Source organism: Burkholderia sp. IDO3, assembly GCF_003366075.1.
GTDB lineage: Bacteria > Pseudomonadota > Gammaproteobacteria > Burkholderiales > Burkholderiaceae > Burkholderia > Burkholderia anthina.
On sequence record NZ_CP028963.1, the window covers coordinates 1823470 to 1843058 of the forward strand.

5 protein-coding genes are annotated in these 19589 nt (G+C 71.6%); all 5 read left to right on the top strand.

What is annotated here, in order from left to right; all coding sequences use genetic code 11:
- Positions 1-145 precede the first annotated feature (145 nt).
- The 5 genes from DCN14_RS23115 to DCN14_RS23135 are packed head-to-tail and all read left to right on the top strand — an operon-like array spanning position 146 to position 19536.
- Entirely contained in the window at positions 146-9793 is a 9648-nt protein-coding gene (locus DCN14_RS23115; RefSeq protein WP_096505466.1) for a non-ribosomal peptide synthetase, read from the top strand.
- A gap of 9 nt (positions 9794-9802) precedes the next feature.
- Complete coding sequence (locus tag DCN14_RS23120; protein ID WP_096505360.1) at positions 9803-14797, top strand: non-ribosomal peptide synthetase; 4995 nt, start codon at positions 9803-9805, stop codon at positions 14795-14797.
- Entirely contained in the window at positions 14787-15812 is a 1026-nt protein-coding gene (locus DCN14_RS23125) for a GNAT family N-acetyltransferase (RefSeq protein WP_096505358.1), read from the top strand. The genes DCN14_RS23120 and DCN14_RS23125 overlap by 11 nt, the downstream gene beginning before the upstream one ends.
- Before the next feature lie 34 nt (positions 15813-15846).
- Positions 15847-17223: a lysine N(6)-hydroxylase/L-ornithine N(5)-oxygenase family protein gene (locus DCN14_RS23130; RefSeq protein ID WP_096505356.1), complete on the top strand. Its 1377-nt coding sequence runs from the start codon at positions 15847-15849 to the stop codon at positions 17221-17223.
- 45 nt (positions 17224-17268) lie between these two features.
- Positions 17269-19536: a TonB-dependent siderophore receptor gene (locus DCN14_RS23135; protein WP_096505354.1), complete on the top strand. Its 2268-nt coding sequence runs from the start codon at positions 17269-17271 to the stop codon at positions 19534-19536.
- Positions 19537-19589: the final 53 nt, after the last annotated feature.

A 19589-nucleotide genomic window follows, 5' to 3' on the forward strand; every position in this document is an offset into this window, starting at 1 on the left:
AGCGATTCCTTCAAGAAAGCGGGGCCGTGCGCGATTTGCACGCAAAACGGTAAAAAATCGGCCGCGTCGTTCGTCACACCAGTGAAGCCGCCCAAAGCGGCCCCGAGACTTGGCCGAAGCGGCCGGACCGAAGGACTTCACGCACATGACGAGTTTCCCGACTGCGCTGCATCACCGAATCCGCGAACTGGCGCGCGTTGCGCCCGACGCGCCCGCGCTCGCCGCACCTTTCCAGAACGATCTGCGCCTGTCGCGCGGCGCGCTCGACGCGCGTGCGTCGCGGCTTGCCCGCCAGTTGCGCGCGGCCGGCGTCGGCGCGGAAGTGCGGGTCGGCGTGTGCGTCGAACGCTCGTGCGAGCTGTTCGTCGCGCTGCTGGCCGTGCTGAAGGCGGGCGGCGTGTTCGTGCCGCTCGATCCGCGCCATCCGGCGGCGCGCCTCGACTGGATCGTCCAGGATGCGCAGTTGCGGCACGGGATCGTCGACGCGGCAGGCCGCGCGGCGCTCGGCACGCCGTTCGAGCATGCGTTCGATGCGACGGCCGTGACCGCCGACGGCGCGGATGCCGCTGCCTTCGACGATCACGACGACGCGCAGGTGCATCCGCGTTCGGCCGCCTACATGATCTATACGTCGGGTTCGACCGGCACGCCGAAGGCGGTCGTCGTCGAGCACGGGCCGCTCGCCGCGCATTGCGACGCGCTCGCGGCCGCGCTGCCGATCGAGCACGGCGACTGCCTGCTGCATTTCGCGTCGGTCAATTTCGATGCCGCGCACGAATGCTGGCTCGCGCCGCTCGCGGTCGGCGCCAGCGTGACGATTGCGCCGCCGCAGCCGTTCGCGCCGGACGCCGCGCATGCGCTGATGGTGCGCGAAGCGGTCAACGTCGCCGCGTTCCCGCCGGCGTATCTGCGCGAATTCGCGGCCGTCGCCGCGCGCGACGGCGTGCCGCCGGCATTGCGCGTGCTCGCGTTCGGCGGCGAGGCGCTGCCGCAGCAGGCGTTCGAATTCGTGCGCCGGACGTTTCCGTCGGTACGCCTGATCAACGGCTACGGGCCGACCGAGGCCGTGATTTCGCCGATGCTGTGGCCGGTCGAGCCCGGCGAAACGCCGGCGCTCGCGGCGGACGATGCGTATGCATCGTTGCCGATCGGCCGCGTGATCGGCCCGCGCGTCGCGCGTGTGGACGGCGACGCAGCGAGCGAGGGCGGCGAGCTGCTGCTCGGCGGCGTGTGTCTCGCGCGCGGCTATCACGGCCGTCCGGCGCTGACGGCCGAGCGCTTCATTCCCGACGCGGATGGCGAACCGGGCGCGCGCGTCTATCGCACCGGCGACCTCGCGCGCTTGCGCGACGACGGGGCATTCGATTACCTCGGCCGGCTCGACGATCAGGTTCAGGTGCGCGGCGTGCGTGTAGAGCCCGCGGAAATCGCCGCGTGCCTGCGCACGCATCCGGCCGTTGCCGATGCGGCGGTGATCGCCGAAACCGGCAACGGGCCGACGCGGCTGATCGCGTGCGTCGCGCTGCGCGCGGCCGCCGACGATGCGGCGCTGAAGGCGCACGTGGGTGCGCAATTGCCCGCGGCGTGGCAGCCGCACCGGTTCGTCCGGTGCGATGCGCTGCCGTATACGCTGAACGGCAAGATCGACCGGGCCGCGCTGCGCGAGCGCATTGCCGCCGCACGCGACACGGCGCAACGCGTGGGCGACGCGCCGCACACGCCGACCGAGCAGCAGATCGCCGGCGTCTGGCAGACGCTGCTGGCGCTCGATGTCATGCCGTCGCGCGACGATCGCTTCTTCGTGCTCGGCGCCGATTCGCTGGCCGCGATGCAGCTTCAGGCCGCGATTCGTGCGGCACTGCGCGTGAACCTGCGCCTCGACACGCTGTTCGCCGATCCGTCGCTCGCAGATCTGGCCGCGCACGTCGATCGCGCGGAACGCGAAACGGGCGAGCCGCTGGCCGCGATCTCCGCGCGTCGCGGCGAGGCTGCCTCGGCCGCGCCGTACGCCGATCGCGCGGCATCGCTCGCACAGCAACGTTTCTGGGTACTCGCGCAGACGCTCGATGCAAGCGCCGCATATCACATCGCCGCGCACTGGACGATCGACGGCGTGCTCGACCGCGACGCGCTGCAGCGTGCGCTCGATCACGTGATCGGACGGCACGAGGCATGGCGCACGACGCTCGTCGACAACGACGACGGCATCGTGATGCAGCGCATCCACGCACACCTGCCGGTTGCGATCGCCACGCTGGACCTGCGCACACAATCGCCGGCTGCGCGCGATGCGCAAGCCGCGCGCGCGGCTGAACGCGATGCGGGTGCGCCGTTCGATCTGTCGGCCGGGCCGCTGCTGCGCGCGACGCTTCTCGTGCTCGCCGACGATCGCCACCGGCTGCTGCTGACCGCGCACCACGCGATCACCGACGGCTGGAGCTCGCGCTGCGCGTTCGACGAACTGTCGACCGCGTACCGTGCGTATGCGCAAGGCCGCGAACCGTCGTTGCCCGGGCTGCCGATCCAGTACGCGGACTATGCGGACTGGCAGCGCGACATGCTTGCCGGCGGCGAGGGCGAACGACAGCTCGACTACTGGCGCGGCGCGCTGCGTGACGTGCCGGGCCCGCTCGCGCTGCCGGTCGACCGTCAGCCGGGCGCGACGCGCACGCTGCAGGGCGCGCGCGCGTCGGTACGCCTGCCTGACGCGGTCGCAGCCGACGTGCGGCGCCTCGCACGCGATGCGCAGGCCACGGTATTCACGGTGCTGCTGGCCGCGCTCGATGCATGGCTGTCGCGCGTGACCGGCGAGACGGATGTGGTCGTCGCGGTGCCGGTCGCGCATCGCCAGCGCCCGGAAACCCGCGCGCTGCTCGGCCTGTTCCTGAATACGGTGGCGCTGCGCGTACGCGTGGCGCCGACGCAGTCGTTCCGCGCGCTCGTCGATGCCGCACGCGCGGCGGCGCTCGATGCGGTCGCGCATCAGGACGTGCCGTTCGAGCGCGTCGTCGATGCGGTGAAGCCGCCCGTCAAGCGCGGCGACGAATGGCTGCGCGTGAAATTCGCGCAGCAGTTCGATGCGCGCCACGACAGCGTGCTGCCGGGCGCGACCGCCGTGGCGACGCCGGGCCCCGACCTTGCCGCGCGCTTCGACTTCGCGCTGGATTTCACCGATGACGCGAACGGCATCGAACTGGTCGCCGCCTACGCGACCGACTGCATCGATGCCGATACCGCGCGCGCATGGCTCGACAGCTATGCGGCGCTGGTCGCGTCCGCGGCGCACGAACCGCAACGCACGACGGCCGCATTGCCGTGCGATGCGTCGCCGGTTTCGCGCCAGCCGCGTGACGGCCGTGCGCTGCGTGTCGAGCACGCGGACATCGTCGCCGCGTTCGCGCGGCAGGCGGCCGCCTATCCGCATCGCGTCGCGCTCGCCGATGCATCGGCATCGCTGACCTTCGCCGAACTCGACGACGCGTCGAACCGCATCGCACACGCACTGAAACTGCGCGGCGCAACGGCCGAGGCGCCCGTCGTCGTCTGCATCGAGCGTTCGGCCCGTTTCGTCGCCGGCCTGCTCGGTGCGCTGAAAGCCGGTGCGCTGGCCGTGCTGCTCGATCCGGCGCAGCCCGCCGCACGACTGGCCGCGGCTGCCGCCGATTGCGGCGCGCGCTGGGCGCTCGTCGCGGACGCGGCCGCCTGGCCGGCCGGCACCGGCACGCAACCGCTCGACGTCGATACGCTCGCGCAGGACGCGACGCTCGCCCATGCGGCCGGCGTCCGTGTCGCGCCGCATCCCGAACAGGGCGCCTATCTGATCTATACGTCGGGCTCGACCGGCACGCCGAAGGGCGTTGTCGTGTCGCACGGCGCACTCGCCGACTACGTGCAGGGCATGCTCGACGAACTCGCGTTCGCACCGGACGCGTCGTTCGCGATGGTGTCGACCGTCGCGGCCGACCTCGGCCACACGACGCTGTTCGGCGCGCTGTGCGCGGGCCGCACGCTGCATCTGCTGCCGGCCGCATGCGCATTCGACCCGGACCTGTTCGCTGACGAAATGCGTCGGCGCGACGTCGGCGTGTTGAAGATCGTGCCGAGCCACCTGCAGGCACTGCTCGACGCGCGCGCGCCGGCCGACGTGCTGCCGCGCCACGCGCTCGTGACCGGCGGCGAAACGCTGACGTGGGCGCTCGTCGCGCGTCTCGCCGCGCTCGCGCCGGCCTGCCGCGTGATCAACCATTACGGGCCGACCGAAGCGACGGTCGGCGCGATCGCGTGCGACACCGCGTCGATCGCCGTCGACGCGCGCGATCCCGCGAGCGGCGTGCCGCTCGGCGCACCGCTGCCGAATGCGCGCGCGCTGGTGCTCGATGCGTTCGGCGCATGCGTGCCCGCAGGCGCAACGGGCGAGCTGTATCTGGGCGGGCCGGGCGTCGCGCGCGGCTACCTGAGCCGGCCGGCGCAGACCGCCGAGCGCTTCGTGCCCGATCCGTTCACGCCCGGCGCGCGCCTGTACCGCACCGGCGACCGCGTGCGCTTGCGCGCGGACGGCCGGATCGCCTTCCTCGGGCGCATCGACGACCAGGTGAAAATTCGCGGCTATCGCGTCGAACCGGGCGAAGTGAGCGCGGCCGTCCGCGCGGCCGGCCCGATCGCGCAGGCCGAAACGCTCGCGATCGAGCACGACGGCCGCCTGCGGCTCGCGACGTTCGTCGTGATGCGCGACGGCGCGGCATTCGACGAAGCCGCCGTGCGCGCGGCACTCGGCGCGACGCTGCCCGACTACATGGTGCCCGCGCAGTTCGTCGCGCTCGCGCGCCTGCCGGTGACTGCGAACGGCAAGATCGATCGCGCCGCGCTGCGCGAGCTGGCTGCCGTGCCGGTGACGGTCGCAGCGGGCGACGGGCCGCAGGGTCCGGTCGAAACCGCGCTCGCCGAAGTATGGCAAACGGTGCTGAAGGCGCCGCGCGTCGGCCGCGACGACAACTTCTTCGAACTCGGCGGCGACTCGATCCTCGTGCTGCAGGTGATCGCACGGGCCCGCAAGCGCGGCGTGCGCTTCACGCCGAAACAACTGTTCGACGGCCCGACGGTCGCCGAGCTCGCGCGCATCGCGAAGACGGAGGAGGCGGCCGCGGCAACGCCGGCGCCAGTCCAGGCCGCGCCGGCCGCCGCGGCGATCCTGACACCGGCCCAGCAGCGCTTCTTCGCGCTCGACGTGCCGCACCCGGGCCACTGGAACCAGTCGGTCGCGTTCGACGTGCGCGGCCCGTTCGACGCCGACGCGTTCGCACGCGCGTTCGACGCGCTGCTCACGCATCACGATGCGTTCCGCCAGCGCTTTACGCGCGACGCGAACGGCAACTGGCACGCCAGCGACGCGGCGAAGCCGTACGACGCACTGCCGTTCGTCGAAGTCGCGGCACGCGACGAAGCCGACGCACTGGCGCGCTTCGACGCATTGCAGCGCCGCCTCGACCTTGGCCGCGGGCCGCTCGCGTGCGCATGCGCGGCACGGCTTCCGGACGGTTCGACGCAGCTCTATCTGGCGATTCATCATGCGATCGTCGACGGCGTGTCGTGGCGCATTCTGCTCGACGACCTCGACTCGGCCTATCGCGCCGCATGCGAGCGCGCACCGGTTCGCCTGTCGCAACCGGGCCTGCGTGCGGATGCATGGGCCGCGCGGCTGGCACGCGCGGCGACGGACCCGGCGTCGCCGTTCGCGGCCGAAACCGCATACTGGGTCGGGATGGCGCAGGGCGGCGACCTCGTGCCCGATCATCCCGACGCACCGGCGACGAATGCCGATGCGGCCGTCGTCGTGCAGACGATCGACGCGGCATTGACCCGCGCGGCGCTGACCGATGCGCACGCCGCGTATCGCACGCAGACGATCGAACTGCTGGGCGCGGCGCTCGCGCTGGCGCTGACTGAAGCCGACGGCGCCGCTTCGTGCCGCGTCGAACTCGAAGGACACGGCCGCGAGGCGCTGTTCGACGATGCGGACGCGAGCCGGACGATCGGCTGGCTGACGAGCCACTATCCGGTGACGCTGCCGGTCGACGCGAGCGCACGCGATACGCTGTGCGCGGTCAAGGACACGCTGCGCGCGGTGCCGCACAAGGGGCTCGGCTTCGGTGTGCTCGCACACTACGGCGATGCGGCGACGCGCGCGGCGCTGGCCGCCGTGCCGCGCCCGCGCGTCACGTTCAACTATCTCGGCCAGTTCGACGCGCCGCGCGATGCGACGCTCGTGCCGCGCTTCGGCGGCACCGGCACCGAGCGCGACCCCCACGGCCCGCTCGGCAACACGCTCGCGATTCACGCGTATCTGGATACCGATCGCGACGGCGCCCGCACGCTCAAAGTGCATTGGGTGTACGGCGCACCGCAATTCGAACGCGCGACGATCGATGCCTTCGCCGAACGCTTCGCGAACGCGCTGCGCGCGCTTGCCGATGCCTGCGCGGCACGCGTCGCGCATCGCGGCGGCGGTGCGACGCCGGGCGATTTCCCGCTCGCGCAGACGGCCGGTCTCACGCAGGCCGCGATCGAGCGCGCGCCGCTCGACTGGCGCACGATCGACGACGTCTATCCACTGTCGCCGATGCAGCAGGGGATCCTGTTCCATGCGTTGTTCGCGCCCGGTCACGCAAGCTACGTGAACCAGCTCGTCGCGACCGCGACGGCGCTCGACGCCGACCGGCTCGCGGCCGCGTTCGCCGCGTCGGTCGCGCGCCACGACATCCTGCGTACCAGCGTGATGCCCGACGAAGCGGCGCCGCTGCAATGCGTGCACCGCCATGCGCGGATGCCGGTCGAACAGCTCGACTGGCGCACGCGCGGCGGCGCACTCGACGCCGATTTCGACGCATGGCTCGCGGCCGATCGCGCTCGCGGCTTCGACTGGCGCGAGCCGCCGCTGATGCGGCTCACGCTGATCCGCGTGGCCGACGACGCATGGCGTGTCGTGTGGACGCGCCACCATGTGCTGCTCGACGGCTGGAGCACCGCGCGCCTGCTCGCGGACGTACTGCGCGACTATCGCGACCCCGATGCGGTGTCGCCGTTCGCGAGCCGCCCGGCGCTGCGCTATCGCGACTTCATCGCGTGGCTCGGCACGCGCGACCGCGATGCGGACGAACGCTTCTGGACCGGCCGGCTCGCGCGCCTCGACGCGCCGACGCTGATCGCCGAGCGCGCGGCCGACCGTGCGGATGCCGACATGGTCACGTGGCGTGCGACGATCGGCGCCGATGCGCTGGCGCGTGTCGCGCACACCGCGCGGGCCCTGAAGCTGACCGTGAACACCTTGGTGCAGGGCGCGTGGGCGCTCGCGTTGCAGCGCATGACGCATCAGCCGGCCGTCGCGTTCGGCGCGACCGTCGCGGGCCGTCCCGATGCGCTCGCGGACGTCGACACGGTGCTCGGTCTTTTCATCAACACGCTGCCGGTGATCACGGCGCCCGCGCCGCAACAGCGCGCGGCCGACTGGCTGCAGGCGCTGCAAAGCGACAACGCAGCCGCTGCCGAGCATGCGCATACGCCGCTTGCCGACATCCAGCGCTGGGCGCGCGGCGCCGGCGGCGCACTGTTCGACACGCTGGTCGTGTTCGAGAACTACCCGGTCGACGACACGGCGCGCGACGCCGATCCGCGCGCACTCGCGCTGAGCGACGTGCGCAGCATCGAAGCGACCGATTTCGCGCTGACGCTCGTGATCGAAAGCGGCGCCGCGCTGACGATCGACTATGGCTACGACACCGCGCGTATCGATGCGCGGCAGGTCGAAACCTGGCATCGCGCGTTCGCCTGCGCGCTCGACGCGCTGGCCCGCACGCCGGACGCGCTGCTCGGCACGCTGTCGGTCGCGGACGATGCGGCACGCGATGCGCTGGCCCGCGCGCAGCACACCGCACAGACGTGGCCGGACGCGCAGCGTCGGCCGCTGCATCTGCAATTCGCCGACGCCGCGCGCGCGACGCCGGACGCGATCGCGCTCGAATACGCGGACTCGCATGGCCGCGTGCAGCGTGCAACCTATCGCGAACTCGACCTGGGCACGGCACGCGTCGCCGCTGCATTGCGCCGGCGCGGCGTGCGGCCCGACACGCCGGTCGCGTTGTGCGTCGAGCGTTCGTTCGACATGGTGACGGCGCTCGTCGGCGTGCTGAAGGCAGGCGCCGCGTACCTGCCGATCGACCCCGACTATCCGGCCGAGCGCATCGCGTATCTGCTGCAGGACGCGCGTCCGGCCGTCGCGATCACGCAGGCGCATCTGCGCGAGCAGGTCGAGGCCGCCCTCGGCGACGGCGCGACGACCCAACTGCTGACGGTGGCCGATCTGCTGGCCGACGAACCGGACGAGCTATCCGCCGGCGTCACGACCGGCATCGACGATGCGCAGCTCGCATACCTGATCTACACGTCCGGCTCGACCGGCAAGCCGAAAGGCGCTGGCAACACGCACGGCGCGCTCGCGAACCGGATCGCGTGGATGCAGCACGCGTACCGGCTCACGCGCGACGACGTCGTGCTGCACAAGACGCCGTTCGGTTTCGACGTGTCGGTATGGGAATTCGTGTGGCCGCTCGCGATCGGCGCGAAGCTCGCGATCGCCGCGCCCGGCGACCACCGCGACCCGGCACGCCTCGCGGCCGCGATCCACGCGCACGGCGTGACGGTGCTGCACTTCGTGCCGTCGATGCTCGCCGCATTCGCCGCGTATCTCGACGATTTTTCGGCCGCCGCGCAATGCGACAGCGTGCGCCTGATCGTCGCGAGCGGCGAGGCGCTTGCGCCCGAGCTCGTCGCGAAGGTCGCGCGGCTGCTGCCGAACGCGACGCTCGTGAACCTGTACGGGCCGACGGAAGCCGCGATCGACGTGTCGCACTGGACCTGCGGCCCCGACGACGCGAACGCGATCGCGGTGCCGATCGGCCATCCGATCGCGAACCTGCAGTTGCACGTGCTCGACGCGGCATGGCAACCGGTGCCGGCCGGCGCGACCGGCGAACTGTATCTGGCCGGCGCGGGTCTCGCGCGCGGCTATCTCGGCCGCCCGGGACTGACCGCCGAGCGCTTCGTGCCCGATCCGTTCGTGCCGGGCGCGCGCATGTACCGCACCGGCGACCTCGCGCGGCGTCGTGCCGACGGCGCGCTCGACTACCTCGGCCGCGTCGACACGCAGGTGAAGCTGCGCGGCCAGCGGATCGAGCCGGGCGAAATCGAGGCGTTGCTGCGCGCGGCGCCGGGCGTGCACGACGCGGTCGTGATCGTGCGCGACGAGCAGCTGGTTGCCTATGTCGCACGTGGCGACGCGGGCCCGCTCGACCGCGCGGCGCTGCTCGATGCGTTGCGTGCGCAACTGCCGGCGTACATGGTGCCGTCGCAACTGATCGAGCTCGACGCGTTGCCGGTCACGCCGAACGGCAAGTGCGACCGCCATGCGCTGCCCGCGCCGGTGCGTGAAGCGGCGGCCGCGGTCGAACTCGCCACCGACACCGAGCGTGCGCTCGCGGCGATCTGGCAGCGCGTGCTGCACGTGGACGCGATCGGCCGCGACGACGATTTCTTCCTGCTCGGCGGTCACTCGCTGCTCGCGACGCAGGCGCATGCGCAGGCGAATCTGCACTGGGGCCTCGCGCTGCCGCTGCGCACGCTGTTCGACACCCGCACGCTCGCACGCTGCGCGGACGCGATCGATGCGGCCTGCGCGGCGCGTGGTGAAACCGATGCGGCGAGCGCGATCGACGCGCTGCTCGGCGAACTGGAAACCCAATAAGGACGACGGATGACGAAGGTTCAACCCGACTGGCTCGCGCTCGCGACGCGTTTCGCGCAACTGCCCGACGCGCAGCGCGCCGTCTTCATCGACAAGCTCGATGCGGCCGGCATCGACTTTCGCGTGCTCCCGATCCCGCCGCGCACGCCCCGCAGCGACCGCGTGAGCGCATCGTTCGCACAAACGCGGTTGTGGCTGCATGCGCGGCTGATCGACGCGCCGGACGCGTATCACATCACCGAGCGGCTCGCGCTGACGGGCCCGCTCGACGCGCACGCGCTGCGCCTCGCGTGCGACGCACTGATCGCGCGCCATGAAGCGCTGCGCACGACCTTCGACGAAGCGGAGGACGGCGTCGCGCAGACGATCCACGCGCCGCTGCGCTGCCCGTGGCGCGAGACCGATCTCGAAGCGCTGCCCGACGCGCAGCGCAGCGCGCGCGCCGACAGCGTCGCGACCGCCGACGAAGCCATTGCGTTCGATCTCGGCGCGGCGCCGCTCGTGCGTGCCCACCTGATCCGCTTCGACGCGACGCATCACTGGCTCGCGCTGACCGTTCACCACATCGTGTCGGACGGCTGGTCGTCGGGCGTGATGCTCGACGAGCTCGCGGCGTTTTATCGCGCCTATGCGTCGAACGAACCGGTGCCGCTCCCGCCGCTGCCGATCCAGTATGCGGACTACGCGCTGTGGCAGCGCCGCTGGCTCGACGCCGGCGAGCGCGACCGGCAGCTCGCGTTCTGGCGCGAGCGGCTCGATCCGCAGCGCGGCGTGCTCACGTTGCCGGGTGCGGCCGCACGGCCCGCACGGCGCAGTGCGCGCGGCGCGCGCCACGTGTTTTCGCTCGACGCGCGGATCGGCGCGCAACTGCGCGCCTTCGCGGCCGCGTCGGGGGCGACGCCGTTCGCGGTGCTGCTTGCCGCGCTCGACGCGTTGCTCGCCCGCGCGACGGGCGACGCGCGGATCTGCGTCGGCGTGCCGGCCGCGAACCGCGAACGCGCGGAGACGGGCAGCCTGATCGGGTTCTTCGTCAACACGCTCGCGATCGACATCGACGTGCCCGCGCACGGCGATTTCTCGTCGCTGGTCGCGCGTACGCAGCGTGCGCTCGTCGATGCGCAGATGCACCAGGACGTGCCGTTCGAACAGGTCGTCGACGCGCTCGGCGTGCCGCGCAGCGCGAGCCATCATCCACTGTTCCAGGTGATGGCCGCCTATGGCGAGCGCCGCGCGCTGCCCGCACTGGGCGCGGCGTCGGCCGCGCTGTTGCCGTCCGGCACGCCGTCCGCGAAATTCGACCTGACGCTCGCCGTCGAGGCGACGCCCGACGGCACCTTCGACGCCGCCTTCATTTACGCGCTCGACCTGTTCGACGCGGACGCGATCACGCGGCTCGCCGCGCGCTTCGTCACGCTGCTCGGCGACGCGCTCGCGCGCCCCGACATGCCGATCGGCGATCTCGACTGGCTGCCTGCCGATGAACTCGCGCAACTGTTCGCGTGGAACGCGCCGGCGGGTGCGGCCGAGGCCGAACCGTTCGTGCCGGTGCATGCGCGCATCGCCGCGCATGCGCAGGCGCGGCCCGACGCGCGCGGCGTCGCCGACATCGATCGCGCGTTTACGCGCGGCGAAGTCGACGCCCGCGCCGCGCGCATCGCGCGCAATCTCGTCGCGGCCGGCGTGCGGCCCGAGATGCGCGTCGGCGTCGCGCTGCAGCGTTCGGTCGACCTGCTGGTCGCGCTGATCGCGGTGCTGAAGTCGGGCGCCGCGTTCGTGCCGCTCGATCCGGCCCATCCGCGCGAACGGCTCGCGCAGATCGTCGGCGACGCGGGCATCGCGCACGTGCTGACCGACGCCGCGAGCGCCGCGTCGCTGCCCGATCTGCCGGAACTGCGCATCTGGCGCGCGGACGAAGTCGCAACATTCGACGAAGCCGCGCACGTTGAACTGCCGAACGTACTGCCCGGCCATGCGGCGTACGCGATCTACACGTCGGGCTCGACGGGCAAGCCGAAGGGCGTGATCGTCGATCACGCGGCATTCGCGCGGCACTGCGTGGCGATCGCCGAGCGCTACGGCGCGGGCGAACACGACGTATTCCTGCTGTTCCAGTCGGTCAACTTCGACGGCGCGCACGAAGGCTGGTTTTCGCAATACCTGTCGGGCGCCGCCGTGTCGGTGACGGCCGACGTGCTGTGGCCGCCCGCGCAGACCTGCGCGATGATGGTCCGCGACGGCGTGACGATGACCTACGTGCCGCCCGGCTGCGCCGCGCAACTCGCGGAATGGACGCTCGCGCACGGCGCACCGCCGACGCTGCGTTCGCTGACCGTCGGCGGCGAGGCGACGTCGCGCGAAGCGTTCGCGATGCTGCGCCGCGCGATGCCGAACGTGCGGGTGGTCAACGGCTACGGCCCGACCGAGACCGTCATCACGCCGACGTTGTGGATGTTCCGTCCCGGCGACGATCTCGCGGCACTTGGCGACGCCGCGTACCTGCCGATCGGCACGCTGGTCGGCGCGCGCACCGCGCACGTGCTCGACGCGCGGCTGCATCCGCTGCCGGTCGGCGTGATCGGCGAACTGTATCTGGGCGGCGAGGGGATCGGCGTGGCGCGCGGCTATCTGGATCGTCCGGCGCTGACGGCCGAGCGCTTCGTGCCCGATCCGTACGGCGCTCCGGGCGCGCGCCTGTATCGCACCGGCGACCTCGTGCGGCGTCGCGCTGACGGCGTGTTCGATTTCATCGGGCGTGTCGATCATCAGGTGAAGCTGCGCGGGCTGCGCATCGAACTCGGTGAAATCGAGGCCCAGCTCGCCGCGCACGACGCGGTGCGCGAAGCGTGCGCGGTCGTGCACGGGCAGGGCGCGCAGGCCCAGCTCGTCGCGTACGTCGAGCTGACCGCCGACGCGCAGGCCGCGGCGCACCCCGTCGAAGCCGCGACGCTCGATGCGCATCTGCGCCGCACGCTGCCCGACTACATGGTGCCGGCGCAACTGATCGTGCTAGACGCGCTGCCGCGCAATGCCAACAGCAAGGTCGACCGCGCGCGGCTGCCCGCGCCGGTGCGCGTCGAACGTGCATACGAAGCGCCGCACGACGGCGACGAGGCCGCGCTCGCGGCGATCTGGCGCGACGTGCTGAACGTCGAGCGCGTCGGCCGTGGCGATCACTTCTTCGAACTCGGCGGCCATTCGCTGGCCGCGGTGCGCGTCGCGACGCGTGTCGCCGAGCGGCTCGGCCGCGACGTGCCGGTGCGTGCGCTGTTCGAAGCGCCGGTGCTCGCGCAATATGCGCGGCAGGTTGCCGACGCACCGCGCGCCGCACACGCCGGCGCCGCGGCGCCGGGCGTCGCGGTGGTCAAACCCGATGCGCACGGTGTGTGGCCGCTGTCGCCCGCGCAGCTCGGCCTCTGGTTCCTGTGGCGCGCGCAGCCGGACAGCGCCGCGTACAACATTCCGGTCGCGCTGCGCGTGCGCGGCCCGCTCGACGTCGCTGCGCTGCGCGCGGCGTTTTCCGCCGCGGCAGCCGCGCATCCGGCGCTGCGCACGCGGCTCGTCGCGCGCGACGGCATGCTGCCGGGCCAGCGGATCGACGACGCCCCGACCGTCGCGTTGCCGGTCGTCGATCTGTCGGCACAGCCCGATGCGCTCGCCCGTGCGGCTGCGCTGACGGATGCGGATGCGCTCGCACCGTTCGATCTCGTCGCCGATGTGCCGCTGTGGCGCGCACGCGTGCTGCGGCTTGGCGCCGAGGATCACGTGTTGTCGGTGACGATCCATCACATCGTGTCGGATGGCGAATCGATCGAGTTGTGGCTCGATGCGGTGCGCGCGCGCTATGTCGATAGCATGCGCGGTCAAGCGGCATCGACATCGACGCCCGTGCTGGAGAACAGCCCGCTCGTCTTGCCTGCGCCGTGCCACCCGGCCCGCGTCGCGTACTGGCGCGACGCGCTGGCCGAGCTGCCGTCGTGCGTGCTGCCGCAGCGCGCGGATGCGCCGGCCGTCCCGCAATGGCGCGCGGCACGCATCGCGTTCGAGTTCGATGCGGCGCTGATCCGTACGGCGCGCGACGCCGCATCGGCCGCGCATGCGACGTTGCCGATGCTGCTGCACGCGGCGCTCAACACCGCGCTGTTCCGCGCGACCGGCGCGGCTGACCAGCCGGTCGGCGTGCTCGCGTCGACGCGCGAGCTGACGGGCGACGCGGCGCGCGATGCGCTGGGGCTCTTCATCAATTCCGTCGTCGTGCGCACGCGTCTCGACGCGACAGCGCGCCGCGCGGACGTGCTCGCCCAGGTGCGCGACACGGCGCTCGCCGCGTATGCGCATGCCGACGTGCCGTTCGCCGACGTCGTCGCGGCGCTGCGCGCGCAGCGCACGGCGCAGGCCAATCCGCTGTTCCAGGTGATGTTCAACTACCTGCGCCCGACCGGCGCGGCCGCGCGCGACTGGGCCGGATTGTCGCTCGCCGAATTCGACGCCGTGCGTCATCGCGTCGTGTTCACGCTGGAGCTGGACGTCGTCGAACATCCGGACGGCCGCGTGAGCGCCGCGTTCTCGTATGCGGACGAACTGCTCGACGGTGCGTTCGTCGACACGCTCGTCCGGCTGTATCACGACGAAGTCGCCCGTTTCGCCGGTGCACCGGAAGCGACGCTCGGCGCGCCCGATGCGCGGTTCGCCGCGCACACGGCGGACGCAGTCGCGCCGGCTCGCCATGCGGCGCACGGCACGGCAGCGGCGGCCGCCCCGAACGCCGTTGCATCGCTCGCGGCGTTGTGGTCGGACACGTTCGCGACGGCCGCGCCTGCGCCCGACGCCGATCTGTTCGAGGCCGGTGCGACGTCGTTCGACGTCGTGCGCTTCGTCGACGCGGCGAGCCGCGCCGGTCACCCGCTGACGGTGGCCGACGTGTTCGCGTCGCCGACGCTCGCGGCGCTCGGCGCACGTATCGGCACACCGGCCCAAACCGGCCTGGAGGTGCGCGATGCTGGCTGAAGTGCGTCCGGACGGATTCACGATGCCCGACACCTGCCGCCTCGTCTTCGCGGACGACCTGTTCGCCGCGCGCGACGATGCGGAGATCCGCGTCGCGCATGGCGACGGCATCGGCGCGCAGCTGTTGCGCGCGCAACTCGCGGACGACGGCACGCTGCGCCTCGTCGCATACAACCATCGCGCGGCGCCGGCCGACCAGCGCCGCGCGCTGCTGGCCGCGCTCGCCGCGGCGTTTTCCGACGACGTCCGCCGCGCGGCGATCCGGCTCGACCCGGCCGCGTGGCCGGCAGTCGCGCTCGACGCGCTACGCGCGAGCGGCGTGCTCGCCGACGGCGGCCTGTGCATGCGCGAAGGCTGGGCGCAACAGGCGGACCTGTGGCGCGTCGGTGCGCATCTGCCGTGCGCAACGCTGCCGATGCTGACCGACGGCCGGCGTCATCCGCGCCGGCCGCCCGCGCCGCGCGGCGACGTATACGCCCGCGACCTGCCGGCGCTCGGCGTGCGCTTCACGCTGCGCGGCTGGCAGCCGGGCGAGGACGCCGCGCGCGTCGCGCGCTGGTTCGACGAGCCGCGCGTGCGCGACGGCTGGCCGGGCACGCAGCCCGGCGTGGACGGCACGGCGCCCGATGCCGATCCGCACGTCACGCCGCTCGTCGGCTGCTTCGACGGCGAACCGTTCGCGTATTTCGAAGCGTTCTGGCTGAAGGAAGACCCGCTCGCGCCGCACGTCGGCGCGCGCGACTACGACCGCGGCCTGCGGATGCTGGTCGGCGAATCGCGCTGGCGCGGCCCGCATTGCGTGGCGGGCTGGCTGCCGTCCGTCGTCCATTACCTGTTTCTCGACGATCCGCGCACCGAAGCGCTCGGCTGCGCGGTCCCGGCCGGCCATGCGCGGGTCGTCGACATCCTCGCGCGGCATGGCTTCGCGCGGCAGCGCCGTCTGGCGCAGGCCGACGCGCAGCCGCTGTGGATGCATGCGCTGCGCGAGACGTTCTTCTCCGGCCGTCATGTCTGACGGGCCGGTTTCACCGACAAGGGAGCTGAGAGACATGCAGAGAGAAACCGTATTCGACCTGATCGGCGTCGGCTTCGGGCCGTCGAACCTGGCGCTGGCCGTGCGCCTTGCCGAGGGCGGCGGTGCGCGTCCGTTCGCGCATTGCTTCGTCGAACGCCAGCCGGAATTCGGCTGGCATCGCGGGATGCTGCTCGACGACTGCCGGATGCAGATCTCGTTTCTGAAGGATCTCGTCACGATGCGCGATCCGAAAAGCCGCTATACGTTCATCAACTACCTGTTCGAACGGGGCCGGCTGAACGAATTCGTCAACCTGAAGAACTTCTATCCGACCCGCGTCGAATTCCACGACTACCTGAGCTGGGTCGCGCAAGCGTTCGACGAGCACGTCCATTACAGCGAGACCGTCACGGCGATCGAGCCCGTCCACGGCGACGGCGCGCGCATCGACGCGCTGCGCGTGCTGTCGCGCGATGCCGCGGGCCACGAGCGCCAGCGCGTGACGCGCGCGCTGTCGGTCGGCGTCGGCGGCACGCCGGCGGTGCCGGACGCGTTCGCCGCGCTCGGCCGCGACCGCGTGATCCATTCGTCGTCGTATTTGACCGACATCGACCGGCTGGTCGCGTCGCCGGACGGCGAGCGCCGCCGTGTCGCGGTGATCGGCGCGGGGCAGAGCGCGGCCGAGGTGTTCATCGACCTCGCGCGCCGCTTCCCGCACGTCGACGCGAGCCTCGTGATGCGCGCCGGTGCGCTGAAACCGGCCGACGACAGCCCGTTCGTCAACGAGATCTTCAGCCCGGCGTTCACCGACGTCGTCTACGCACAGCCGCAGGACGCGCGCCGCGCGCTGCTCGAGCGCTATCGCGACACCAACTACGCGGTGGTCGACCGGCCGCTGATCGAGCAGATCTACGAAATGCTGTACCTGCAGCGCATCGACGGCACGCCGCGTCATGCGCTGCTCGCGAACAGCGCGATCGAAGCCGCGGTGCGCGCCGCCGACGGCCGCATCGAACTGACGCTGCGCGACCGGATGAACGGCGCGACGCGCGTCGAACGCTTCGACGCACTCGTGCTCGCGACCGGCTACCGGCGCGACACGCATTCGGCGCTGCTCGAAGGGCTCGCGCCGTACCTGGGAGACGCGCTCACGCGCGGCGACGTGACGCGCGACTACCTGCTCGCGACGCCCGAGCACTTCGCGCCGCGCATCTACCTGCAAGGCTGCTGCGAAGACAGCCACGGATTGTCCGACACGCTGCTGTCGGTCCTGGCGCGCCGCGCGGACGAAATCTGCGCGTCGCTCGAAGACGGGAGCGCGCCCGCCCATGACGACGGCGCGGCCCGGGCAGTACATGAACAACGACATCAAAACGGGGTGAGCGCGGGCCGGATGGCTTTCGCTCTTTGACAAAGGCGCGGTCGGAGACCGCATGAAAAACTGGAGCAGAGAAAGATGGAGTGGGCAACAGGCACGCGTTTGCGTGCGATCGCAGCCGCGGCAGGCGTGGCGTTCGGGACGGCGGCGGCAGGGCACGCATTCGCCCAGACGGCGCCGACCGTGAACGCAGGCGCTTCGGCGCCGGTCAGCAGTGCGCAGAACGGCGCGGCGGCGAGTTCGACGGCCGGTGCATCGAGCAGCGCATCGGACAGCGCGGCGACCGGCACGCTGCCGGCGATCAACGTCAACGCGGGCTCGGAAGGCGACGGCACGGTCGGGCTCGTCGCGAAGCGCAGCCGCAGCGGCACGAAGACCGATACCCCGATCACCGAAATCCCGCAGACGATCAACGTCGTCACCGCGCAGCAGATCGAGATGACGGGCGCGACCGACGTGAACGCGGCGCTGCGCTACGTGCCCGGTTTCTCGTCGTACGGTTCGGACAACCGTTCCGACTGGTACGCGGCGCTGCGCGGCTTCACGCCGACCGCCTACGTGAACGGGCTGCAGGTGCCGAACACGCTCAACCTGTCGAGCTGGCGCGTCGATCCGTACATGATCGACAGCATCTCGGTGCTGCGCGGGCCGACCTCGGTGCTGTACGGCGCGGGCGACCCGGGCGCGATCATCGACGTGCAGACCAAGACCGCCGACGGCGAGCGCGTGCGCGAAGCCGGCGTGCAGATCGGCAACTATGCGCGCAAGCAGTTCATGATCGACGTCGGCGACAAGCTCGACCCGGACGGCCGGTATGCGTACCGGTTCGTCGGCGTCGCACGCGACGGCAACGCGGTGACCGGCCCGAACAACGACCAGCGCGTGTCGCTCGCGCCGTCGTTCCGCTGGCGCCCGAACGCGGATACGTCGCTGACGCTGTCCGCGACGTACCTGCAGGACTGGGGCGACATCTCGTCGAACTTCCTGCCCGCGCAGGGCACGGTGCTGCCGAACCCGAACGGCCAGATCAACCAGGACATCTACGAAGGCGACGGCAGCTTCAACTACTACCGCAAGAAGCAGTGGTCGCTCGGCTACCAGTTCGAGCAGAAGCTGACGCCGGCGTGGACGTTCCGCCAGAACACCCGCCTGATGCACCTGTCGCTCGACAACGGGTCGGTGTGGGGCGCGGGCTTCGCCGACGACACCCTGACCGACGTCAACCGCTGGGCCGGCGTGTTCCAGATGAACTACAGCCGCTTCGACATCGACAACAACCTCGAAGGCCGCTTCGCGACGGGCCCGCTCCAGCACACGCTGCTGCTCGGCTTCCAGTACAACCGCCAGACCGCGACCGACAGCGAATGGCTGGCCGCCGCCCCGACGCTGAACCTGTACAACCCGGTCTATACGCCGGTCACGCTGTCGGTGTTCTCCGATCCGGACAGCACGTACCGGACCAACACGTACACGACGATGAACACGTTCGGCCTGTACGCGCAGGATCAGATCAAGTGGAACCGCTGGACGCTGACGCTCGGCGGCCGCGAGGACTGGGTCAACATGCGGATGGACGACCGCGCGGGCGGCACGCAGTCGAAGGCCGACGTGACGGCGTTCACGGGCCGCGTCGGGCTGACGTACGAGGGCGACTACGGCCTGTCGCCGTACGTCAGCTACGCGACGTCGTTCAACCCGCTGATCGGCGTGAGCCTGTACGGCGGCGGCCTGCCGCAGCCGACGCGCGGCAAGCAGATCGAGGCCGGCCTGCGCTGGCAGCCGCCCGGCAAGAACATGATGCTGAACGCGGCGATCTACCAGATCAACCAGACCAACGTGCTCACGCCGACGCCGACGGATCTCGATCCGGCCGGCACGACGCAGATCCAGACGGGTGAAGTGCGCTCGCGCGGGATCGAGCTGAGCGCGACCGGCAAGCTCACGCGCAACCTGTCGGTGATCGCGTCCTACGTCTACCAGGACGTGAAGAACGTGAAGGCCAACGACGATTCGCTGAACAACTGGCCGGTCGACATTCCGCGTCCGCGCCAGATGGCGTCGCTGTGGACCGACTGGACGTGGCACACGGGGCCGCTCGCGGGCTTCGGCCTCGGCGGCGGCGTGCGCTACCAGAGCGCGTCGGCCGGTGCGTCCGACAACTCGCTGTCGGTCTCGAGCGTCACGCTGTTCGACGCGGGCGTGCATTACGACATGCGTAACTGGCGCTTTGCCGTGAACGGGACCAACCTGTTCAACCGCCACTACATCAGCGGTTGCCAGTCGGCGAGCGTCTGCATTTTCGGCACCGACCGCACGGTGATCGCCACCGCGAAATACAACTGGTGACGCCGCGCGCCGCGGCGTGCCGGCCGGCCTTCGGGCCGGTCCGCGCGAGCCGC